Annotated in this window: 20 protein-coding genes; 8 read left to right on the forward strand and 12 right to left on the reverse strand. The window is 45.2% G+C overall.

Annotation, left to right across the window (positions count from 1 at the left end):
* Positions 1-5 precede the first annotated feature (5 nt).
* The 3 genes from ACXAGQ_RS25600 to ACXAGQ_RS25610 form a co-directional block, all read right to left on the reverse strand.
* Positions 6-1,685 carry a 4Fe-4S dicluster domain-containing protein gene (locus ACXAGQ_RS25600; RefSeq protein WP_475257743.1) on the reverse strand — a complete coding sequence of 560 codons (1,680 nt, stop codon included), beginning with the start codon at positions 1,683-1,685 and terminating at the stop codon, positions 6-8.
* 288 nt (positions 1,686-1,973) lie between these two features.
* Positions 1,974-2,630, reverse strand: coding sequence for a DUF3306 domain-containing protein (locus ACXAGQ_RS25605; protein ID WP_475257744.1), 657 nt, complete (start codon positions 2,628-2,630; stop codon positions 1,974-1,976).
* On the reverse strand, positions 2,620-3,090 hold the full coding sequence (locus tag ACXAGQ_RS25610) for a DUF3305 domain-containing protein (protein WP_475257745.1): 471 nt from the start codon (positions 3,088-3,090) through the stop codon (positions 2,620-2,622). Before ACXAGQ_RS25610 ends, ACXAGQ_RS25605 begins: the two co-directional genes overlap by 11 nt.
* A gap of 271 nt (positions 3,091-3,361) precedes the next feature.
* Between ACXAGQ_RS25610 and fdhD the strand changes: the two genes are divergently transcribed.
* The 5 genes from fdhD to ACXAGQ_RS25635 all read left to right on the forward strand — a co-directional run bounded on the left by fdhD (position 3,362) and on the right by ACXAGQ_RS25635 (position 8,975).
* The gene (gene fdhD / locus ACXAGQ_RS25615) at positions 3,362-4,294 is read left to right on the forward strand and encodes a formate dehydrogenase accessory sulfurtransferase FdhD (protein ID WP_475257747.1); all 933 of its coding nucleotides are present in this window, start codon (positions 3,362-3,364) and stop codon (positions 4,292-4,294) included.
* Complete coding sequence (locus tag ACXAGQ_RS25620) at positions 4,294-5,208, forward strand: substrate-binding domain-containing protein (protein WP_475257749.1); 915 nt, start codon at positions 4,294-4,296, stop codon at positions 5,206-5,208. The genes fdhD and ACXAGQ_RS25620 overlap by 1 nt, the downstream gene beginning before the upstream one ends.
* 534 nt (positions 5,209-5,742) lie before the next feature.
* On the forward strand, positions 5,743-7,728 hold the full coding sequence (locus tag ACXAGQ_RS25625; RefSeq protein ID WP_475257750.1) for an SDR family oxidoreductase: 1,986 nt from the start codon (positions 5,743-5,745) through the stop codon (positions 7,726-7,728).
* Positions 7,729-7,738: 10 nt separating this feature from the next.
* The gene (locus ACXAGQ_RS25630; RefSeq protein ID WP_475257752.1) at positions 7,739-8,257 is read left to right on the forward strand and encodes a DUF2505 domain-containing protein; all 519 of its coding nucleotides are present in this window, start codon (positions 7,739-7,741) and stop codon (positions 8,255-8,257) included.
* Between the two features lie 85 nt (positions 8,258-8,342).
* A complete protein-coding gene (locus ACXAGQ_RS25635; RefSeq protein WP_475257754.1) occupies positions 8,343-8,975 on the forward strand; it encodes a TetR/AcrR family transcriptional regulator in 633 nt (210 codons plus the stop codon).
* A 301-nt stretch (positions 8,976-9,276) separates the two neighbouring features.
* Here ACXAGQ_RS25635 and ACXAGQ_RS25640 read toward each other — a convergent pair whose 3' ends face one another.
* On the reverse strand, positions 9,277-10,290 hold the full coding sequence (locus tag ACXAGQ_RS25640; protein ID WP_475257756.1) for an extracellular solute-binding protein: 1,014 nt from the start codon (positions 10,288-10,290) through the stop codon (positions 9,277-9,279).
* A 438-nt stretch (positions 10,291-10,728) separates the two neighbouring features.
* Here ACXAGQ_RS25640 and ACXAGQ_RS25645 point away from each other — a divergent pair, with 438 nt between their 5' ends.
* Together ACXAGQ_RS25645 and pbpG are read left to right on the forward strand one after the other, a co-directional pair.
* Positions 10,729-11,100 (forward strand): hypothetical protein, encoded by a 372-nt coding sequence (locus ACXAGQ_RS25645; RefSeq protein WP_475257757.1) that lies wholly within the window; start codon positions 10,729-10,731, stop codon positions 11,098-11,100.
* Between the two features lie 93 nt (positions 11,101-11,193).
* A complete protein-coding gene (pbpG, locus tag ACXAGQ_RS25650) occupies positions 11,194-12,084 on the forward strand; it encodes a D-alanyl-D-alanine endopeptidase (protein WP_475257759.1) in 891 nt (296 codons plus the stop codon).
* Between the two features lie 85 nt (positions 12,085-12,169).
* Here pbpG and ACXAGQ_RS25655 read toward each other — a convergent pair whose 3' ends face one another.
* The 5 genes from ACXAGQ_RS25655 to ACXAGQ_RS25675 all read right to left on the reverse strand — a co-directional run bounded on the left by ACXAGQ_RS25655 (position 12,170) and on the right by ACXAGQ_RS25675 (position 15,668).
* Positions 12,170-13,108 (reverse strand): alpha/beta hydrolase, encoded by a 939-nt coding sequence (locus tag ACXAGQ_RS25655; protein WP_475257760.1) that lies wholly within the window; start codon positions 13,106-13,108, stop codon positions 12,170-12,172.
* Between the two features lie 309 nt (positions 13,109-13,417).
* Positions 13,418-13,777, reverse strand: a complete 360-nt coding sequence (locus ACXAGQ_RS25660; protein ID WP_475257761.1) for a phasin family protein — start codon at positions 13,775-13,777, stop codon at positions 13,418-13,420.
* 77 nt (positions 13,778-13,854) lie between these two features.
* A complete protein-coding gene (locus ACXAGQ_RS25665) occupies positions 13,855-14,481 on the reverse strand; it encodes a phasin-related domain-containing protein (RefSeq protein WP_475257763.1) in 627 nt (208 codons plus the stop codon).
* Positions 14,482-14,709: 228 nt separating this feature from the next.
* Complete coding sequence (locus tag ACXAGQ_RS25670) at positions 14,710-14,991, reverse strand: polyhydroxyalkanoic acid system family protein (protein WP_475240863.1); 282 nt, start codon at positions 14,989-14,991, stop codon at positions 14,710-14,712.
* A gap of 161 nt (positions 14,992-15,152) precedes the next feature.
* A complete protein-coding gene (locus tag ACXAGQ_RS25675) occupies positions 15,153-15,668 on the reverse strand; it encodes a lecithin retinol acyltransferase family protein (protein WP_475257764.1) in 516 nt (171 codons plus the stop codon).
* Between the two features lie 220 nt (positions 15,669-15,888).
* Here ACXAGQ_RS25675 and ACXAGQ_RS25680 point away from each other — a divergent pair, with 220 nt between their 5' ends.
* A complete protein-coding gene (locus tag ACXAGQ_RS25680) occupies positions 15,889-17,169 on the forward strand; it encodes a transglycosylase SLT domain-containing protein (RefSeq protein ID WP_475257766.1) in 1,281 nt (426 codons plus the stop codon).
* A gap of 74 nt (positions 17,170-17,243) precedes the next feature.
* On the opposite strand, the gene ACXAGQ_RS25685 is transcribed toward ACXAGQ_RS25680, so the two are convergent.
* The 3 genes from ACXAGQ_RS25685 to ACXAGQ_RS25695 all read right to left on the reverse strand — a co-directional run bounded on the left by ACXAGQ_RS25685 (position 17,244) and on the right by ACXAGQ_RS25695 (position 21,577).
* Complete coding sequence (locus tag ACXAGQ_RS25685) at positions 17,244-17,633, reverse strand: hypothetical protein (RefSeq protein ID WP_475257767.1); 390 nt, start codon at positions 17,631-17,633, stop codon at positions 17,244-17,246.
* Positions 17,634-18,039: 406 nt separating this feature from the next.
* Positions 18,040-20,079 (reverse strand): sensor histidine kinase, encoded by a 2,040-nt coding sequence (locus ACXAGQ_RS25690; protein ID WP_475257768.1) that lies wholly within the window; start codon positions 20,077-20,079, stop codon positions 18,040-18,042.
* A 7-nt stretch (positions 20,080-20,086) separates the two neighbouring features.
* Positions 20,087-21,577 carry a sigma-54-dependent transcriptional regulator gene (locus tag ACXAGQ_RS25695; protein WP_475257769.1) on the reverse strand — a complete coding sequence of 497 codons (1,491 nt, stop codon included), beginning with the start codon at positions 21,575-21,577 and terminating at the stop codon, positions 20,087-20,089.
* Positions 21,578-21,712: the final 135 nt, after the last annotated feature.

Below are 21,712 nucleotides of genomic sequence, written 5' to 3' on the forward strand. Positions count from 1 at the left end.
AATTCCTACACTTTTAGCTGACTTTCAGGATCATCGACGATCGTCGAGAAAATATCGCGAACACGACAGTCTTCGCACATATTCAAACGACGCATTGCTTCTCCCTGAAACTGCGAGTGATTTTGTAGCTTTTCTGTCAGCATTTTCACCATAGATGCAGGGGCAAATGGTTTTCCGCAACTGGTACAACAGGCTGCTTCTTCTTCATGAAGAACTTGCGCTTCTCTGCGTGCACTGGCCTCCCAAGTAATACCCGGTTTGAGAGAAATCACTTTTTCAGGACAGGCTTTTTCACACATTCCGCATTGAACACAATCTTGCTCAATGAATAACAAACCCGGACGATCACCGATGGCATGTAATGCACGTGTAGGACACACAGACACACACCCCATACATAAAGTGCAATCTTCCGCTCGGCAGTCTACCGAACCATAAGGGGCATTCTCAGCAACATCAGAACGTTCAGGTTGAGACGGTGCCTTTGCATAAAGTGCATCAATAACAGCAAATAGCTTTTCACGCTTATTCCCTTCTAGAGGGTTAGCAATACTCAATAAAGCCGAATCGAAACCTGTGAAGTTTTTCGCTTCGTCAAAATCAAACAATGCAATGCGATCAAGTTCATAACCCATTTCAGCCAAAAATGACTGAGCCGTCGCCAGTTCACTGTGAAGTACACGATAAATAGTGTCAGGAATATAAGAGGTCTGAGTTGCCAAAAGAACTTGATGCGCACCATAAGCCAATGCACTAAACCAAGTATCAATACCTACCGTCGCCAGTTCTTCCAATGCAACGGGAATAACAGACTCAGGGAGATCAGAAATGATCGCATTGACGTTGTCTTCATCGCGATTGCCGTAGAAAAGCAATGTTGGTTTTTCGCCTCCCGCTTTTCGGTAATTATCCAAAAGGCGATAAACGAAATGTTGCGTATTCGCTGGGTCAGGAAGTGCATAAGAAATCGCTTCTGTCGGGCAAGCCGTTGCACAAGTTCCCACACCTTGGCAAAGGTATGGATTGATTTCTATATGATCGCCCGTACTGGACAATGCACCTGCTGGACAAGCATCAACGCATCGGTCACAGCCAGTAACACCTCGAGAAGAATGCGCGCATAGCTCAGGATCCAAACGGAAATACTTAGGCTTATCGAATGTGCCAATCATTCCAGGAAGATCGTCAATCACATTGGCTAGTTTCGCTTTACCGGCCCCAACGGCATAATAGCCCGGAGCAGAAATCTCAACCTCGGATAAACCTTTGTCCGTCATATCAACAACCAAATCAAAGCAATCATGACCAATCGCCACTTTTGCCAGATTGACTGTTGTCAGCATGCTTTCAACATCACAAGTAACATCAAATGCGCCAAGGTAACCTTTCACTGTCGCCTTAGTCGCAAAGTAAAGGTTGTCACGTTTCACACTGCTTTTAGCTTTATCTGCAGATTCTGACTTCGCTGTGGCAAGTAGGGTTACCGAATTCAACGAAGTAAACTGTGCCTCAAGTGTAGTGATAACGTCTTCTGCACCCACCAGCAATACATTCCCACGGCTCTCGTAAGAAACCGTTGGCGGAATGAGATTGGAAAGCTCAACGGTGCCTTTGATGGCAGCTAGCCTTGCTTTACCATTTTGCTCATTGGTAGCGGATAGTGCTTCTAGTGTACTATTTAACATTATTATTCCTGTCTACTCGTCACCGTTAGTCAGTGGCGATTGAAACGCTTTGTTTAGAAAAGGTTTTTCTAATCTCTTCGCTTCATACTCTTTAATAGAGCAATAACCGATCCAACTTTTCACGGAATAAAATGACTTATAGGGAGCCAAAATCTCTCTGAGTCAGATTGACCGAAGCAAGGAGCGACAAATTGTCCCACTACATGGTGACTATTGCGCCAAAATGTCCCGATCTTTTTTAAGGGTATTATTCCCTTTTTGTCCCAGTTCGTTTGTTGTCGTTAGGTATTAAGATTGTTTTTCTTCACTCGCTATTTCAGTAGGGATAGTGAGTGCAAGTCCGGTTTCAACATTAGTTTCATCATTTGTATCAGAGTTTTTTGCGCCAGAATCGTATGCGTAAGTCTCTTGCGCCTCTGGTGTTGCTGATTCAAGCTGTTCCGGTGTTTTCTCAACAGTATGAGTATCAGGCGCTGTGCCGGCATTAAGTGCTTCCTCAGCGGTTTCCGCAACCTCGTTCACCCATTGGCGTAGTTGCGAAGTCACCTTGGTATCCAATACAGGCACATTGGAAAAGTCCTCGGTGTGATCATCCATATCGCTGATATAGTTGAATTCATCAGAATGGAAAAGCTTGCGCAATGCCGCTTTTTTCACTGACTTTTCAACCCCTTCTTTCATAAAGGTTGATACACCAGAATCAAAAGTCACCTTTGCAACATCAGCCAGTGTAAGCTCAGGTAGAACCGTGTCAGCAGCTCCGCTGTCGCCTGTAGCTTGCTCAACATAAGCGGTATCTTCGGCCGGAGTTTGGACACCCTCTTCATCTTCGGCCTTGTCTAGCGAAGAAGCATCCATGGTCGCTTCTTGCTCTAGTTGAAGTTCATCTTCATCCTTGCCCTTGAGTTTGCGCTGTGACCAACGCTGGAAGAAGTTAGTTGCCACTAGAACGCCCTTTTTGCTCTTTGTTTTTACAACGTTTACGGCGATATTCTATTTGTTCGCCATGTCGGCCGATAAAAGCCTCCATCCATGCCTGGATTTGCAAAGGTGCTTTGATATGGAGAATCTGATAATCGCCGTCCATATAGCTACTTGCTAACCCCTGGGCTGCAGTAATCAATAAGGGAGAAAGCTGTTCATTTTCTTCTTCACAAACAATAAATAAATGCGGATCGCGTGAACTTAGGTTGAAGCGGTAGTCAGAGCGTTCATGACGATGCAGCTCCAGTGGCATAACATATCCATCCTCTTCACTGGCCATCGATGCTTTTTCATCTTCGTCATAAAGGCATACGTCTTCGATAGACCAAGACAATGTTGTCCAACGCCCTATTTGCTTCTCTTCTGATACCAAGCGAAACGCTATAGGCCATAACGATTCGTTCTTATATTGTTCAGGCACATTCGCTCCTTTGCTTTTCGGTTTAGACCAACCCAAGCACTAAAAGCAATTATCAGACCAACTTTAAATTCCAATTCAAAAATCAGTGTCTACAACCGTGACATTTCCCGATACAAATAAGTTGGAACGATGTTTGCTAAGACATCAGACAACGACTTAATCTATGTTTTAAAAGTAGACGTTCCAGAAAGTGTTGCGTATACATGAACACATCCAATAGGAAGATCTCCTTTAGATGCTAAGTAATAACCATCAACAGCAGGATAATTTGATGAGCCAACTGCCAAAAATAATTAAAACAAATTCATCGGTTAATCAGACAATGACCGTTCAGGTAATGGATGAATATGGCGACATGATGGAAAAAGAAATTGCCTGCGAACACCCGCTTACCGTTTATTTGAACTGGGTGGAAATAGTTACCCTAATGACATTGGGTGAACGTCCTTCCGCGCTTGTGCTTGGTTATCTCAAAAACCAAGGCTTCATTGAAGATATTGATGCTATCGAATCATTGATCATCGACTGGGAAACCAATTCCGCCGCCGTCATTACCCGAGAAAACACCGATGGCCTAGTAAAGAAACTGGGAAAGAAAACCGTTACCTCAGGGTGCGGTCAAGGCACCATGTTCGGCAATGTGATGAAAAAGCTGGAAGGTATCCAACTGCCACAGCCTAAAATCCCTCAGTCGAAGCTATACGGTTTGCTCGAATCCCTTACCCATCATAACGAGACCTATAAAGCAGCTGGTGCCGTTCACGGCTGCGCAGTCTGTAAAGACACCAACATTCTGTCTTTTGTTGAAGATGTGGGCCGCCATAACGCAGTTGATACCCTAGCTGGCGAGATGTGGCTCAAAGGCGAGCAAGGTGCCGACAAAATTTTCTACACTACTGGTCGCCTGACCTCAGAGATGGTGATTAAAGTGGCCCAGATGGGGATCCCAGTCTTGCTCTCGCGCTCCGGCGCTACCCAGATGGGCTATGAACTGGCTCAGAAATTAGGGATCACCATGATTGCCCGCGCCAAAGGCCACCGGTTCCAGGTCTATAACGGTATGGAGAACTTAGTCCTCGACGTTAAAGGGGATACTGACAACCCGCCAATAGAAGATGCGTATAAACCAGCACATAAAGGCGAGACTGATCAACCACACCTCAATCAACCAAAGCGTAGCCACCAGCACAATGGTGGTAAGTAATGGAAAGTGCCTACCCAGAATTTATGAATGCCAAGCAAGTGGCAGAATATCTCGATTTAAACGAAAAAAAGGTGTATGCACTGGCCAATGATGGGCTGCTGCCAGCGACAAAAGTAACGGGAAAGTGGCTTTTCCCCAAAGCACTGCTAGACAAGTGGCTACTTGAGTCCTGCCATAATGGCGTTTTGAATGACCGTCTACTCATTGCTGGCTCAGATGATCCTCTCTTGCAGATGATCGTTGGTGACATGGCGAATAAGTTAGGAAGTACAGCCCTTATCGGTTACACCTCTACGGGCACACGACAAGGCTTGGCAATGCTAAGCAAAGGGCATGTCGATATGTGTTGTATCCACTGGGGGCACGCCGAGGAAGCAGCCCTACGCCATCCTGCGTTACTTCAGCAATATAGCGGGCACCGAAACTGGGTACTGATCCACGCATTTGAACGTCAGCAAGGTTTAGTAGTTTCTCAAGAGATCGCCGATTGTGTAAATAATCGCTCTATCCAACCTCAGGAGCTACTTACGTCTAGATGGCGCTGGGCAATGCGTCAAGAGGGAGCCGGGAGTATGCGGGCCCTGTCTGAATGGTTACACACCCATGCATTCACGCTTGAAATGCTGACATCAATTGGTGTCTGTAACAGTGAAAGAGAGCTAGCGTCATCTATAGCCCGCGGTGAAGCCGATGTGGGTTGCGCTAGCCAGAGCACCGCAGGTGAGTTTGGACTTGGGTTTATTCCTTTGTGTACGGAAGCCTTTGAATTGGTGATCCCGAAAAATATCTATTTCAGGGATCTCCAACAGAAACTCATGCATGCCTTGAGCGATAGAGCTATTCAGGGCAAAGGTGATCAGCTCGGTGGCTATAACTTTAGCCGTAGTGGTCAGCAAGTTTGGAGTGGCAAGTAGCCATCCCGTGAACTTGATAAGGAGGGGCTGAGAATGCCCCTCTTTTCGTTTTAATCAATCGCTATCAAAACGAATTTTATTTAGGTATCCCGCCCAAACAAAATGCCATCAATAACCTCAAGTAATCACGACAAACCCACACTTTGCTATCATAAGCCAACTTAACGTTATCTACTCCTGATTAAGACTCTTTCCCCTTAGCATTCATGCTGTTATCTAATGCCTTTACAGACAATCCAATCAATAAAGTCAAGGATGTTAGACCTTTGGCTTATATACATTTATTAATGTTTAGCGCCTGTCATATATTCAATATTTATCACTGGTCTGATGTGACAAATGAAACCCAAAAAGAAAAAGCGTGAGCAATTACTCTAAAACGTAAAATTCCCCCAAGGAATCTTGATCTAGAGCACATTTCTTCAGGATTTGCTTTGAGGATAACTGCCACTAGATGCACACTGAAGTCGGTCGTCTGACCAGTAAATTACTCTGCAATTGAATGTAAAAATAAATACCGCGTAAGGAGTGGTCATGAATTATTTCATTACCGGCGCAACTGGATTTATCGGTTCTCAGTTATTACAACGTCTGGCTAAACGTCCTGGTGATATCTACCTACTCACCTATGACAAAATTTCTGAAGATAGACTGGAAGCTCTGTTAGAAAAACATAATCTGCCTAAGAACAAGTTCCACTGTATCAAGGGCTCGATTACCGAACCAAATTTAGGTATCTCAGCCGAAGATACCAAAAAACTGACTGGAAAAATTGATCAGTTCTTCCACCTTGCTGCCATCTATGATTTGACAGCAAGCGAAGAAGATATGATGCGCGCCAATATTGAAGGCACTGAATATACGTTACGTTTTGCCGAGCGCATTAATGCTGGTTGTTTCCATTACTTCAGCTCAATTGCTGTTGCAGGACAATACCGTGGCTGGTTCCGTGAAGACATGCTGAACGAAGCAACTGGGCTTGAGCATGCTTACTTCTCAACCAAGCACAATGCTGAAAAACTGGTACAAGAAACAGCAACTATCCCTTGGCGTGCTTACCGCCCGGGTATTGTTATCGGTGATTCAAAAACAGGTGAAGCCGATCGTGTTGATGGTCCTTACTACTTCTTTAAGATCATTCAAAAACTACGTCGTGCACTACCTGAGTGGGCACCGCTTCTTGGCCTTGAAGGCGGCCGCCTGAACCTAGTACCGGTTGACTATGTCGCCGATGCTATCGACCATATTTCTCACAAGCCTGAGCTGGATAACCAGTGTTTCCACATTGTTGACCCAGACCCTTACCGTTCAGGTGAAGTGATTAACTTATTTGCCGAAGCTGGCCATGCGCCACGTATGGCTATGCGCTTGGACATGCGTGTATTCCGCATGATCCCTTCTCACTTTTGGTCGCAACTAGGTCAAGTGCCTGCTCTCAAACGCTTTATTGATGCCATCAGTAAAGAAATGGACATGCCGCAGGATGCACTGAGCTACTTTAACTACCCAACTCAGTTTGATTGCAGCAACACGCTGAACGCATTGTCAGACAGCAACATTTGCTGCCCTCGCCTAGCGGATTATGCCGACAAGATTTGGGACTACTGGGAGCGTAACCTCGACCCTGAACTGCATGTAGAGAAAACTCTGCAAGGCTGCGTCAATGACAAGGTTGTTGTGATTACTGGTGCTTCTTCAGGTATCGGTTACACCACTGCAATCAAACTGGCCAGAACCAAAGCTCGCCTAGTGCTGATAGCTCGTGATCTTGAGCGTCTGCAGCAGACTCGTAATGAGATTGAGCGCTTGGGTGGTCACGCCTTTATCTACCAATGTGACCTGAGCCAAGATGAGCCGTCACAGGAAGTGATCAAGCAGATCAAACATGACCATGGCAAGGTTGATATCCTGATCAACAACGCCGGCCGCTCAATCCGCCGTTCGGTAGAGAAAGCCACCGACCGCCTGCACGATTACGAACGTACCATGCAGATAAACTACTTCGGTGCTCTTCGTATGATTCTGGGCAACCTGCCAGAAATGATCGAAGCCGGAGAAGGTCATATCATCAATATCTCATCGATTGCGGTATTGACTAACCAGCCATTGTTCTCCGCTTACGCAGCGTCAAAGTCCGCGTTGGATACCTTTACCCGTACAGCTAGCACAGAACTAGGTGGTCAAGGCATTGATTTCACAACGATCAACATGCCACTAGTTGAAACTCGCATGATTTCCGATCACTACCGTGAGGCTGAAGGTGGTATCCCGCTACTGTCTCCGGAAGAAGCGGCTGATTTAATCATCAAGGCAATTATCGAGAAACCTAAACGCATTGCGACCAAACTTGGCCTGCTAGGTGCATTCATCCATGGCGTTTATCCGAAACTGGGTGAACTACTGATGGCGACGGGTTACAACCCAGACCATGGTAAGCACGATGGTGAAGATGCAGAGCCTAAGCAGCCTTCTGCTGATGTGGTAGCGATTAATAGCATCATGCGCGAAATACACATGTAAGGAATGAGCAATGCAAGTTTCAGTAATCCACGACTACAAAGAAGATCTTGATACCTTACTGCGCTATTTCAGTGAAGAAGACCTCATTACTGAAAAGTACCAGAAACTGGGTGCCAAGAATGTCCGTGTCGCTACGCTTGAAGAGACAGAAGATGGGTTCCAGGTAGAAACCCATCGAGAGATGCCAGCAAGCGTACCTGCAGTGCTAAAAAGCCTACTTGGCAGCTACAACACTATTAAGCAGACAGAGTCTTGGCACTGGCAGGAAAACGAGCAGTTGATCTGTAAACTGCAAATTGAAATCTTGGGTGTCCCTGCCACTATCGAAGGCCAGATGGTCTTCAGTGAGCCAGCAACCCGCCCGGGTATTGCCACTTCAAACCATGTCACTATGGATGTGAAATCAGCGATTCCTCTGGTAGGCAGCACCTTGGTTTCCTTCATTTGCGGTGATATGAAAGAGCAAATGCAGGGCGAGTATGACTTCCTACGTGAAGTTCTACCGCAATTGGTCGCCGAAGAGCAATAATGCTCCCCCCATCACCTTCGGCATAGTCAAAGTATGCTAATGATGGTTATGTCGAAGGTGAAGCTCGAATAACAAGGAAAAGATGATGAAAACCAAAGATAGGATTTTGTCAGTTAGTCTTGAGCTGTTTAATCGTGATGGTGTTGCCCAAGTTAGTACGTTAATCATCGCAACCGAGATGGGGATCAGCCCAGGTAACCTGTATTACCATTTCCGTGGCAAAGATGAAATTATTGCGACCCTTGTCAATGAGCTGCAAAACTCACTGACAACCATCAGCAACGAGTACGCAAGTCAGGTCAAGGACTTTGACGACTACTGGCCCTTTATGCATACCGTTATGGCGCTATTTACCCATTATCGGTTCTTGTTCAGAAACCTAGATAGCCTCAACGGCCAGAACCCGCAAATAAAGCGTAAGATCAGAACCCTGATCCTCAAGCTTCGCAATTTGTGTAATGACATGCTTAAACACCTGGTCGCTCTTGGTAAATTAAAATGTGATGAGCAAAGCCTGCCTCTTTTAGCAGATAACTTACTGCTTGTTAGCCTAAACTGGCTAAATTACCAGACATTGCTAGACGACCATTACACAGAGAGTGACCTCGCCCGCTCAGGGGTACTCCGCCTTATCTCAATGGTGGAACCGTACCTAACTGACAATGCAAAGTCACCTTTCTTTACCCACCAGGATCTTGTGGAAGAGTTAGTAAACTGATCTTCCAAATTAGAATGTCATCCTATTTGTAATAATCAAAAACACCCTATGCCAGCACAGGGTGTTTTTTAATTTTGTTAAACTAGAATTTTGCTAAATCTCTTTAACAGCATCGCTTTTAAGGTGATCAATGAAAGTCATCGTCTTAGTCTTCCTTTTCATCGCCAATACTGTGTTCTTCGCTATGCATACTAAATCGAACGAGCTTAAACAGATAGTAAACAGCAGCATAGTCAACAATACAGTGTCACCACCTAGTAACAAAAATAATTAGCTCTGTAGCTTCCTAGGTCAAGTAGCTTTATAGGTCAAATTGCACTTCGTCCAACAGCCTAACTGCCGCAGTCCGGTACCCGGAAATTTTCTCAAGTGACAGCTCATCAGCATTAAACTCGCCCCAAGAAGCCACTAGCTCTGTGGGTTGAACACCAGGTTTGACCGGATATTCAAAATTAGCGGCTGCATACATTTCCTGTGCTTTGCTGTCAGACAAGAACTCCATCAGTTTAAGGGCATTATCAATATTCGGCGCATGCTTAGCCATCGCCATACCACTGACATTGACGTGGGTACCGTTTTGCTCTTGGCCTGGGAAGTTGATATACACCGATTCAGCCCAGCTGCGCTGATTGTCATCTGCCATCATGAGGCCGAAGTAATAACTATTGCTGACGGCAATATCACAAAGCCCCTCTTTCACTGATTTGATTTGAGCGTGATCATTACCCTGTGGTCTGCGAGCTAGGTTATTCTTGAAGCCTATCAGCCATTCCCTTGCTTCCTCTTCGCCATGGTGCGCAATGATCGATGAGACTAACGAAATGTTATAGTGATGCTTGCCCGAACGAGTACAGATTTTCCCTTCCCATTTAGGGTCGGCTAGATCCATATAGTCAAAGTCACTTGGCAACCTGCCAACACGATCTTTTGAAGACTGGACATTACGGGTACGCAGCGTCAGAGCATACCACTCACCTTCACTATCTCGGTACTGGCTGGGAATGTTCTTATTTACAACTTCATTATTCACTGACTTAACCAGGCCTTCATCGGATAATTCAATCAAGTGACCAACATCCGTCGTCAATATGATATCAGCAGGGCTCAAGCGTCCTTCGTGCTTGAGCATTTCGGTAAAGCCTTCTCTAGCAAATTTCACATTCACTTTTATACCGGTTTTATCAGTAAACTCATTAAACAATGGTTCAACTAAAAATGCCTGCCGATACGAATAGACATTGACTTCTTCGGCTGCTATGGAAAGTTGAGGGAAAAATAAAGTTGCTGATACAGCACCCAATAATAGCTTTTTCATGGACTTCTCTTTTAAGAATGATAGACGTTATCAACACCTTTGGGCAGCATAAGAGTTAGCAGGAACACCTGCAATCACTTCAAAGTTGTTTTATATCTCAAAACCTTAACCCATAAATTAATCAGCCCATTCAATCCCATACCGACCCAAAGACAACTTTACCTTTTGTTATCAGCAACTTAATAAACAAAGCCTTGTTTACCACACCCTCTATTTGTCACTATACAATATTAAATTAAGTGACAATTTTAATAATTAAAAACAGATATCACATATATTGAATAAAGTATTCAATGTCATTAATACATATTTACCATGAATCGCACTTGCTAATATCGTAAATTTATTTTCCAATTAAAATAGTCTTTTACATTTTGAAAAAGTATATCTCTCTATATTGTGCTAAAAATTGACAATTAGCATAAATGGATGACCGGTATGAACATCAAACTTATTAAAAGCCTATCAGAATCAACAATTTGTATTGTTGTGTTCTACACGTGCTTCCATTGGTTGATGGTCAGGTTTGCCGGTGAATTCTATACCGATATCATTGGTAAGTTTTACCGATTCTATATCGTCTCATCTGTCTTGTTTATCGCACTGGAAATTCTGCAGTACTACCGTGGCAGTTCATGGGGCTACCTGGCCTACGCATTTGCCACTGTCGCCATCATGGCCTCATCATTCGAGCCCAACTTACTCAACGAGTTGGCACTTCAAATGATGATAACCATTGGCGCTTTGGGGTTTGTGTTCTGCATGTACCAGTGGTGGGAGGAAAAAGGCTGGGAGGATCAAGAGCCCTAGCAGGAATTAACGGCAAACTAACTTTACCTGTCCCCGCCCCCAAGCTACCCTTGTCTGTAATGCAATAAACCGTTATATCAACAAGGAGTGGTTTTGTTTCGCCATCTCAATCGAATTATCGCCATTGGCCTGCTCATGTCAGGCTTCACTGCACATGCCAGTAAACTAAATACTGATAACATCCAGACAGCATCGGTCAGTACATATGTTACCGACCTCGGTACTAACAAGACACTATTCCACAAAAACTCAAATATCGTGATGCCTGTTGCCTCACTGACCAAAGTCATGACGGCAATGGTTGTGCTGGATGCCAAACTGCCATTGGACGAAGCGATTAGCTTTGAAAAAATAGACAAAGAGAAAATTTACAACGGCTACTCACGCATCAGAATGGGCTCTACGCTAAAGCGCGGTGAAGCGCTTCATATTGCCTTAATGTCCTCTGAAAACCTCGCTACGGCAGCTTTAGCACGGCAATACCCTGGTGGCTATGATGCCTTTATCAAAGCCATGAATACCAAAGCAGAGTCTCTCGGCATGACTGATACCCGGTTTGTTGATAGCTCTGGGTTAGATCCGAATAACGTGTCCACCGCTGCAGATATTACTAAGATGATTAAAGCGGCTTATGCATACCCAGAAATTCAAAAATACAGCACTACGCCGGTACACACCGCTTATTTCAAAAAGCCCCGCTACAAGTTGGGATACACCAACACCAATTCACTGGTGAGAGGCCAAAAGTGGGATGTCTCGCTGAGTAAAACAGGGTATCTCGATATTGCTGGTCACTGCCTGGCGATGGTCACCCATGTTGAAGGCCGGCAGTTGCTTATTGTAACGTTGGATGCCTACGGCAAACTGACTCCTGTCGGTGATGCAGGCAGGATAAAAAAGTGGCTGCAAAACGGCAATAGCGGGAAGGTCTCCGAGTCAGCCATGCACTACCAAAAGCAGAAGCTCTCTACCTTGACCAACTAATTGCTAACTTTGCCCTAAAGCAATTTTCCCTAAAAGCAAAAAGAGCCCTGCGATGGGCTCTTTTTTGTCGAAAATCATCATTGATTCAGCTAGCTTTCTTGTCTATCGACTCACCTGCTTCTTTGAATTTCTCTTTAATAAAGCTAGCCATCAATTTCATCGCATCCCGGGCTTCGCTTAATTGATAAAAGAGCGGATAAACATGCGGTACTCCTTTGACTACATTAATCGTAACATCATTGCCCGCCTCACCCATCCGTTCAGCTAAGTGAATAGCATCATCCATCAGCAGTTCTTCGGTGCCCGAAGTAATAAACGTCGGTGGTAAATCACGATGGTCTGCGTAATAAGGTGAAATATCTGGATCACAAGGGTTTTGCATCCCAATGTAATTATTTCGCATTAACAGCAAGGTGCTTAAATCGAAAAAAGGATCATCTTTGCACTTTTTAAATGCAGATTCACCGGTTACTGCCATATCCGACACTGGGGACATCAATATCCCACCAGCAGGTTGAGGCAGCTTAGCTTCACGTATCCTCAGCATCGTTGTCAGTACCAAATTGCCGCCTGCAGAATCGCCGGCAAAAAAGATCTGGTGAGGATGGTAGCCTTTCACCAACAGCCCTCTATAGACGGCGAAACAGTCATCTGGGGCAGCAGGATAAGGGTTTTCCGGAGCTAAGCGATAATTAACCATCAAACCACGAGAGCTGGTATGGTTAGCCAGGCGTGCAAGAAAGGCATTATGAATCTTTGGGCTATGGAAGCAGAACCCGCCCCCATGGAAATAGAGGATGATCTTATTACCACTACTCTTAGGCATATCGACCCAGTCGCAAGATACATCGGCGAAACGGGTTGGCGTGATCTCCATCCCCTTTGGTGCAGCAATGAAGGGCCCATAGTTATCAATTGATAAAATGAGATCTCGCATTTCTTCGGTTGATTCACAGTTTGCAAGACGTTGCCGCATAATTCGGAATAAAACCTTGTTGAAAGCCCTATTACGCCAACTCTCCATATACGCCACCTTTTTTACAATTCATTTACAAAGTTAGAATTAAACAAGGGGTTTGGTCAATATTTGGTAGCAAAAAAATGATGCATAATTTTAAGAAGTGCCTAGTTTTCTGTTATTTAAGGTTAAAACAACTGCTTTTCTAGGGTGCAAAAAAAACTCTGCCAATAAAGGCAGTAAAAATAGCAAAAAAGGTGCGCGTGCATGGCCCACGCGCAACCTAAAGGCTTCACAACCTGCAGACTGGGAACGGTTGGTCAGCCCGGAGCTACTTTTTGTCTGGCTGGCATAAACGTAGCTCCGTATTGGCAGTTACTCTGCTTCTGCCAATTTCTCAACGGCTTGAGTCAGTTTGTCGATTTTCTCGTCCATACGCTCAAGCTTCTCACGGTCCACGCCACTTAGGCGGTAGAACAGATCATTCATACCTGCTTCTACTTCTTCAGTTGCTTTTTCCGTGTTTTTACCAATGCACTCTTTGGCTTGGATTTCTACTTCTTTACCGCGCTCAACAAGCTCATCAAACATGTGGTTTGATTTCTCGTTAAGCTGCTGAGCTTCTTCCAAGCTACGGCTGTAAATACCAAGGCCTGCTAACCAAATGTTACGTGCAATGCCTTCACCACTTTCAACGACATTTTTTGCCGCTTTCACTACTGTATTGTTGCTCATAATCATATCCTCTTGCGTTATCTTGCTTTAAGCACGCTCGATTTAACTTACGGCTGCATATCTATTGGAAGCTATGCTTACACCACTTCAGGTTTTGTACTTACCGTAGGCTTGTCTTCAGCCTTAGGCTTTGTTTCCGCAACAGGCTTAGCTACCGCTGCGGTCTGTGGCTTTACCGGCGCGTCGACCTCTTTTTTCTCAACTTCTGGCTTTGCAGCTACAGGCTGAGCAGCTTTTACTGGCTTGCGACGTGCAACACTTGGCTTCTTAGCAGCAGGCGCTGCCTTCTCAGTCGCTTTTGCAGCAGTACGCTTGCGTGGAGCCGGTTTTTTCTCAGCTTGTGCTTGTTGGCGTTCAACCAATGCTTCGATATTGGCTGTTAGCTGGTCAATTTTGTCGTCAACACGGTCTAAACGCTCATTGTCCAACCCGATGAATTTCTGAACCATGTTGTGCATGCGTTCTTCAATCGCAACCGAAGTCTGGCTACGTGCTGTGTGAACTCGCTCTTTGGTTTTCGACTCAACTGCACGCCCGCGCTCAATCAACTCATCAAAAAGGCTCTTGCCTTTGTCAGAAAGCTGATTCATTTCTTCTGCGCTCTTGGCATATGCACCAAGGCCAGCTAACCAAATGTTGTATACCATTGCGTCACGAATCTGCTCTTTATTGGATTCTTCCGCAGTCTGTTTAAAAATGCCCATCAGTGTCCCCTCCATACTTTTGCGATAGTGCCAGCCAGTGGGTATTGCCTGACTACTTGTATGTAATTTACGAATTTCAATTAGAATGTTCTCCCTAAAACAACACTTTATCTTTGCGGGGAGCATGTTTGTGATAGCAATCACAGAGAAGACTTGAAAAGCTTTAACAATCATTGAGATAAAAAAAGAGCTCAGGGTGAGCTCTTTCATGAATATTTGCGGTTAGCGTTAACTCGCCAATAAGTGCTTATCGAGTTGTTCGGTAATATGGCTTTCGATAGTTGAAGCAAAAAAGGCGGCAGCAAAACCGACGAGCTGAAGCTGGATCGTTATCTTCCCATCCTCAGCATGTAAGTACCCTTTTGCAGCAGAATGTTTGATATGCATTTTATCGTCTTGCCAGGACCAAGTAAGGCCATACTCCTGTTCAAGCTGACCTGCAATTTTCTCGCTTAGCGTAGTAATGTCATCATGTGCTCTGTCATGATGGCGTTCAATTAAAATCGTCACAAAAGTTCTCGCGCATTAGTGTATTTACTCAGTCACCTTTTGTTAACATACGGCCTAACTATAAAAATTTCTGTGGGACAGATCTAACATTTTGAAATTTATTGCAGATGCCCTATAGGAATATGTATCACCTGTCATATTCGGCACCTTCACAACACCTTTCACAGCAACCGACGAAGCAAAGTCGGCAGAATCAAACTTGCACCGACGGCCAACTTGGCACCTTTGACGGCATTTTGGTACGGCTGCTTTTCAGACGACGTTAGCACAGCACCCAGCAGCAAGCCAACCCCTGCCATTTTAATGACCGTCGAGGGTGCGCTGAGCGTCATATAACCACCCGCTGCTGCAACAACCAAGCGCTGGAATTGGGTGCACTCTATCTGCAAGCCATGGGCTTCACGGACAAATTGCTCACAGTTTTGGTTAAATAAGTTATAGGTCCGCCCGAGCTTGGATTTTGCATAACGTACTGCAGCTCGTGGATATGGGCCAGAAATATCACTGATTTCTATTTTCCGTCCCTCGGAAAACTCATCTTCATTTTCCCGCTCAACCCTACGCCATTTCTTAGAGTTATGAATGACATAACCATTCCCATCTGCAATACCATAGTGCCAATAAGTACTACAGCGAATTCTTAATACCGTACCGGCCGGAAAATTCGTGCTCTGCATAAATACATCTATCCAAGTCACTATCAGTATCGTAAAGCCTAGTCGTTACCGCGCAATATTGTGAAATTTGTCTCATTTCGAATAAGAACTCATATTATCGGGCTATAACGCGCTTTACCTTGGTAGCTTACTTCCAATCTACCTGAACACTGCTAACATAAAAAAGACGTCAAAATAATGACAGATATCACAATAAATTTTTGACTGGCGATAATTTATTATGATCATTAGAAGTATATTTTTGTTTTTGTTCATAAGTTTCACAATTGGATGTCAATCAATCCCAACGGTCAATCAAGGAGACTTAAGCGCGCAAACCGCTTCTGCTCAGTCATTGCCTGAAGATGCTGATAATAAATGTGAAGTGGATAGCCGTTTGTTTGCAGGCAGCTTTGTTGCCACTGGCTCCCGTCATACGCACGACGAGTCTTCATCAGCAATTAATTCGCTAGTAACAAGCCCTGCTGATTTTCATCCAGAACTTACTTCAAACGACATACCTACACAAACCCTGGTTCAAGAGCCTGACATGTGGGATTTGCTTGCCAGCGAGCTCACCATGGTGGTGCCAAATAACCGTACAGTCCGCTATTACAAGCGATGGTATGTCAATAATCCCTACCATGTAGAGAAAGTGACAGCCCGGGCAGAGCCTTTTCTTTATTATATTTACCAGCAAGTTAATGCTCGTGATTTACCTATAGAGCTGGTCCTTCTACCCTTTGTTGAAAGTAGCTTTGATCAATTTGCCTACTCGCACAAAGGTGCGGCAGGCCTTTGGCAATTTACTGAGCCTACCGGTAAGACGTTTGGACTAGATATTATTAAAGGCTATGACGGGCGGAGAGATATTGTCTATTCAACAGAGGCCGCCCTGGATCTCCTCGAGTACCTGTACGACAAGTTTGATGGGGATTGGCTGCATGCGATTGCTGCATACAATACGGGAGGTGGCCGAGTAAGGACTGCCATCAAGCAAAACAAAAAATTAGGTAAATCGACAGATTTCTGGTCTCTCAAACTTCCCAAAGAAACCCGCCACTATGTACCTAAATTGTTAGCCATGGCAGACCTGGTTAAGCATCATGGCTATCGTTACGATATTCCACTCCATACAATCAAAGCTGAGCCTGTACTTGAAGAAATTACTATAAGTCGAAGGGTTAAGTTAGGTACAGTTGCGGCATATTCTGGTTTATCTAGCAAAGAGCTGTATCACTACAACCCTGGCTATACCGCTGGATATACCAGAAAAAATAAAGACAATAAAATCTTGATGCCGATGAAGAACAAAACCCAGTTCTTCGAGCACAAGAATGCCCGCACCTACGCCAAACAAACTTACGACGTGTACGATATTCAGGCAGGTGACTCACTTAACCAGTTGGCCTACACCAACAACATTTCGGTTGATTTAATCAAGCAGGTTAACAACCTCAGTGGCGCTACCATTTTTGCTGGCCAAAAGCTGTTAATCCCCAAGCTAACCAATAACGAGTAAGCTATTAATGGCTTTGATAAAGAAAACCCACAGTAAGTTAAACTCACTGTGGGTTTTCATCTTCGTTCCCAGGGTTATTTCACGTTAACCGCAACCAAGGCCCCATCCGGCTTATCAGCAATATCGCTTGGTAGTGGTTTTACATTGAGGTGAGTTATCTCTGTCGTGGTTTCCGTATACTGATGTGTATCTTGGCCATCCGGGGCTAGAAACACTAGCGCCTTAGTTTCCAAAGCAGAAAGAGTTTTCAAGTCTGTTTCATTATGGGATAAAGACAGACCAATAATGACCCCTGCCATCAAGCAAACAGGCGCAAGAAGGTGCCTAACCACCAAGGCGCATGCAATTGCCGCAACAGAGATCAATGTTGCCAAATAGACATTTCCTGGTAAGTCCGAGTAGAAAGCGACATAAAGAGCAAAAAACTGAAGCAAGGCTCCGAGTAATAAAACTGCAATTTTCATAGCGTCATACGTAACTTGGCCTTTTCTGCAAGTATAGACACTCAAAAAATAATACCATAATTTTTATGCGCTCTCGGCATAGGTCATACAAATTGACAGTGTGCACAATTCTATCAATTAAAGCTTCAAATATAAGAAATTTGATCTATGATAGAAAAGTGAAAAGAAAAACACAAAGATCTCCGATTTGTCATAAAAGGGTAATATATGCAGCATCAAGAAATGATCAATCCAACACACACTGGTATCATCACACGCACTGTTTTCACTAGCCTAGCATTAATGGTTGTCGGTCTCGTACTCATGTAACCACCTCACGGTAAAGAGCGATGAAACTTTTACTTTTAAAGCGTTCATTAAAGTAAAAAGGGCATGTTAAAACATGCCCTTTTTACTTTTTGGTGCCTTAAATGGTTTCTAAGTCAACTAATAGCTTGTTTTCGCTATTCGCTTTTTCCGGAAGGTACACTGTAAACACTGAGCCTTTCCCCAACTCAGACTGCACCACAATATCTCCCCCTATCCCGCTGACTATGCCCTGGCTAACAGACAAGCCAAGCCCGGTGCCGCTTCTTCTGGTGGTATAGAATGGGTTAAATATCCGCTGAATGTTTTCTCTGCTGATACCACAACCATGGTCAGTAATCTTTACGATGGCGCCCATTGGCATACCGTTTTCGTCTATCCAGTCTTCTGTGCTAATCAGCAAGGTACCTTTATCGTCCATCGCATGGATACCGTTCATTTGGAGGTTAACCAGTACCTGAAGCATTTGATGACGATTCACCTCTACACAGCAATGGGCATTTAGCGCGGTTTTAATTTCTACATCGAATTTCTTTGTGCCGCTCCGTACCAAGGTTAGGCTTTCCTCTACAATCGGGTTCAAGTGCTGCCAAGTCACTTCATCCTGAACACCACCTTGCCGGCTGTACTGCAGCAAACTTCGAGTAATATTGCGGATACGGTCGATTTGTTCGTGAATTGCCTCAAGCTCTTCTCGTACCCGCTCGGTATCATCGCCCAATTCAAACTGCATCAACTCAACATTACCCAAGATAACAGCTGTGGGGTTATTGATTTCGTGTGCAATCCCCGCCGTTAACTCACCCAGGGCTGCCAGTTTTTCATTACTAACCAGCTTGCTCCTAGCCTGATTGAGCAATTTAATGTGCTGCTCTAGCTCTTCGGTTTTCTCTCGGAGGCTTTGGGTGCGCCTTTGAACCTTATCTTCCAGTTGTAATGACGCCTGCTTGATCGCTTCATTCCGCTGGTGAAGTTGATCAAGCATAGTATCAAACTGCTTACCGAGGATTTGCAGCTCATGGCCACGCGTCAAGTCTAAACTCCCGATGCGCCGATCTAGCCCTAGCTGGATAGCTGAAACCACTTGGTGCATTTTCTCTATAGGCAGGAACAAATCTCGGGCACCACGATAGACAATCACACCAGAAAGCAATAGAACCAATACGATCCCTACCCCAAGTTCTACAATATTGGTCAGGTAGATTTTGATCATCGGCCATTCGAGATACCCGGTATAGAGCATGCCGATAATATTGCCGTTGTAGTCTTTCAATGGCTCATAGGCTGACACGTACCAATCGTCATACACAAAGGCTCTATCAACCCACATTTCGCCACGTTCGAGTACCGACTTTTTCACATCTTCTGACACTCGCGTCCCCACTGCCCGCCCGTTGAGCTGGGCGCTGTCCAAGGGCACATTGGTACTCACGCGAATATCACTCATAAACAAAGTAACGGTGCCTATACTCCCTTCCGGCAATGTGTCCGATGCGTAAACTAAATCACGCATACGGTCTACAAGATGGGTACTGTTGTTAAGCAATATTCCGCCATCAACGATCCACTGCAGATCGCCATGACGATTGAAAATAGGGATCAAGCTGCGGCTTATCAACCCATCGGATACCAGCGTATTTTCACTTAGCAACGGGATCTGAGCCCTAGCCGGTAGATCCGGATGAAGCGCATCCAGCTCATACGACGCGAGTCGCTGGAAAAACGTCTGCTCCTTGCCTTTTTGCAACAGCTGGCGATTCGCTTTGGGGAATTCACCCAAAGCCGAAGCTGGGTGGATCACCACAAAGTCCAGCTCATAACGGTTCGCCTGCTGCTTGACCCAGTCGATCAACTGGCTTTGGTCGTTTTTAAGCAAGGTTTGGAATTGATAAGACTCGGTCAATGCACCCAATCGCATACGCTGTTCTTTTTGCAATAGCACCATGCTGTGGTGGGCAACAGCCAGATCCGCCCGGGCATTCATCAGCGCATTTTGCCAGGTATACATCACCGTCCAGTACATCGTCAGCGCAATGAGCGCCAGCAAGGTAATGATAATTGGGACAGAGGTTAATAAGAGCAACCGATACCGAACCATCGTCCGAAACCGGCGTACCCAAATCGCAATGCACTGTTTCATAGCCGCCCTACTCTTGTGACTCTGTCAGGGCTTCATCAGCCCATTCCTTGAACTTCCGCTCCAACGTCTTACGCGCCACGCCAAGTTGGCGGGAAGCCGCTGATTTATTCCCCGCATGGGAATCGACAACTTGCATGATATGCGCCTTTTCAACGTCTTTGAGTGTCCAATCGCTTGGGTAGCAAAACGTCGACTCGTCATCTTGGCACCGACATGGCTTACTCTCCGCATTCCCCTCTGATAGCACAACGGGGAGGCTTGAATCTGAGGGCGGATTTGTGACAGCGTCACTAGTAGGACTGGCGACTACAGGAGCTTCTCCAGCTAGCTCCCGCCAATAATCAGCAGGCGGTTTACCCAATAGCAGGCAACGCTCCATCATATTGCGTAATTCTCGAATATTACCCGGCCAGTCGTATGCTTGCATCGCAGTAATATCTTCGAGAGTCCAATTGACAGGTTTCGAGCCCAGGTCTTTGGCGAGTTGCTGGGTAAAGTGATGGGCTAGCGCCGGAATATCATCCAAACGCTCACGTAATGCAGGTAACTCGATGGTCAGCACATTCAGGCGATAATAGAGATCACGGCGGAATCGGCCTTCAGCCACTTCTTCCTTAAGGTTACGGTTTGTCGCGGCAACAATTCGCACATCCACCTGAACTTCACGCTCGGCGCCCACCGGGCGTATTGCTTTTTGCTCCAAGGCTCGCAGCAATGACGACTGCATAGACATTGGCATTTCACCAATTTCATCCAGGAACAAAGTGCCATTGTTTGCCACGCGAAAAAGACCTTCGCGGCCTTTCTTCGCACCGGTAAATGCACCAGAGACATGGCCGAACAGCTCGCTTTCAAGCAAATCAGGCGCGATCGCTCCACAGTTTAATGGAACAAACGGACCGCTCCGCTTACTCAACTGGTGCAGTGCACGGGCGACTAACTCCTTGCCGGTACCCGACTCCCCCTCAACCAATACAGCAGCTTGAGAAGGCGCTATTTGAGCAATCAGCTTTTTCATAGACAGCGTACTCTGCGCATCACCGATAATATCAACCGGATAGCTACGCTCAACGTCCCGCTGCAACGCAAAATTCTGCCTTTCAACTAACCGACGTTCGATACAACGCTGTACCGACTGCATCATCTGATCCAGGTTAAAAGGCTTAAGGATAAAATCAGACGCGCCGGCACGTAATGCTTTTATCGCAGTATCCAAGTCTGCATAGCCGGTCATAAAGATCACATCACTGCGGCGCGTTTGAGGGTCAAAAGCTTCATGCCACTCAATTCCAGAGCGCCCCGGCAAGTTGATATCTACGATAAGCAGGTCAAAGTGGCAGCGCTTGCGAAGTTCTTCGGCTTCTTCGATACTGCCGGCAACATCAACTTGCGCAAATTGCTTACTCAACGCTTTTTTCAAAATGGCACGCATTCCCGGCTCATCATCAACGACCAGAACAGAAACTGCAGACCATGACACTGACGTATGTTCAGACATAAAAACTTAAATACATTATGGTTATAGTGGTGGGACATTTTGTCTCAGTATGATTATCTCTGTCAAAGATGTTTCAAAATGTTTTTCAGACAATGTGAGGAACGACAATTATATTGTTTTAAATCATTACCTTAT

It is taken from the genome of Photobacterium sp. ABD4_091 (assembly GCF_056160145.1).

What these genes read in the sequence shown, in the direction of transcription:
- ACXAGQ_RS25600 (WP_475257743.1), bottom strand. Translation starts at nt 1,685, where the DNA reads ATGTTAAATAGTACACTAGAAGCACTATCCGCTACCAATGAGCAAAAT.
- fdhD (WP_475257747.1), top strand. Translation starts at nt 3,362, where the DNA reads ATGAGCCAACTGCCAAAAATAATTAAAACAAATTCATCGGTTAATCAG.
- ACXAGQ_RS25620 (WP_475257749.1), top strand. Translation starts at nt 4,294, where the DNA reads ATGGAAAGTGCCTACCCAGAATTTATGAATGCCAAGCAAGTGGCAGAA.
- ACXAGQ_RS25625 (WP_475257750.1), top strand. Translation starts at nt 5,743, where the DNA reads ATGAATTATTTCATTACCGGCGCAACTGGATTTATCGGTTCTCAGTTA.
- ACXAGQ_RS25630 (WP_475257752.1), top strand. Translation starts at nt 7,739, where the DNA reads ATGCAAGTTTCAGTAATCCACGACTACAAAGAAGATCTTGATACCTTA.
- ACXAGQ_RS25635 (WP_475257754.1), top strand. Translation starts at nt 8,343, where the DNA reads ATGAAAACCAAAGATAGGATTTTGTCAGTTAGTCTTGAGCTGTTTAAT.
- ACXAGQ_RS25640 (WP_475257756.1), bottom strand. Translation starts at nt 10,290, where the DNA reads ATGAAAAAGCTATTATTGGGTGCTGTATCAGCAACTTTATTTTTCCCT.
- ACXAGQ_RS25645 (WP_475257757.1), top strand. Translation starts at nt 10,729, where the DNA reads ATGAACATCAAACTTATTAAAAGCCTATCAGAATCAACAATTTGTATT.
- ACXAGQ_RS25655 (WP_475257760.1), bottom strand. Translation starts at nt 13,108, where the DNA reads ATGGAGAGTTGGCGTAATAGGGCTTTCAACAAGGTTTTATTCCGAATT.
- ACXAGQ_RS25660 (WP_475257761.1), bottom strand. Translation starts at nt 13,777, where the DNA reads ATGAGCAACAATACAGTAGTGAAAGCGGCAAAAAATGTCGTTGAAAGT.
- ACXAGQ_RS25665 (WP_475257763.1), bottom strand. Translation starts at nt 14,481, where the DNA reads ATGGGCATTTTTAAACAGACTGCGGAAGAATCCAATAAAGAGCAGATT.
- ACXAGQ_RS25675 (WP_475257764.1), bottom strand. Translation starts at nt 15,668, where the DNA reads ATGCAGAGCACGAATTTTCCGGCCGGTACGGTATTAAGAATTCGCTGT.
- ACXAGQ_RS25680 (WP_475257766.1), top strand. Translation starts at nt 15,889, where the DNA reads ATGATCATTAGAAGTATATTTTTGTTTTTGTTCATAAGTTTCACAATT.
- ACXAGQ_RS25685 (WP_475257767.1), bottom strand. Translation starts at nt 17,633, where the DNA reads ATGAAAATTGCAGTTTTATTACTCGGAGCCTTGCTTCAGTTTTTTGCT.
- ACXAGQ_RS25690 (WP_475257768.1), bottom strand. Translation starts at nt 20,079, where the DNA reads ATGAAACAGTGCATTGCGATTTGGGTACGCCGGTTTCGGACGATGGTT.
- ACXAGQ_RS25695 (WP_475257769.1), bottom strand. Translation starts at nt 21,577, where the DNA reads ATGTCTGAACATACGTCAGTGTCATGGTCTGCAGTTTCTGTTCTGGTC.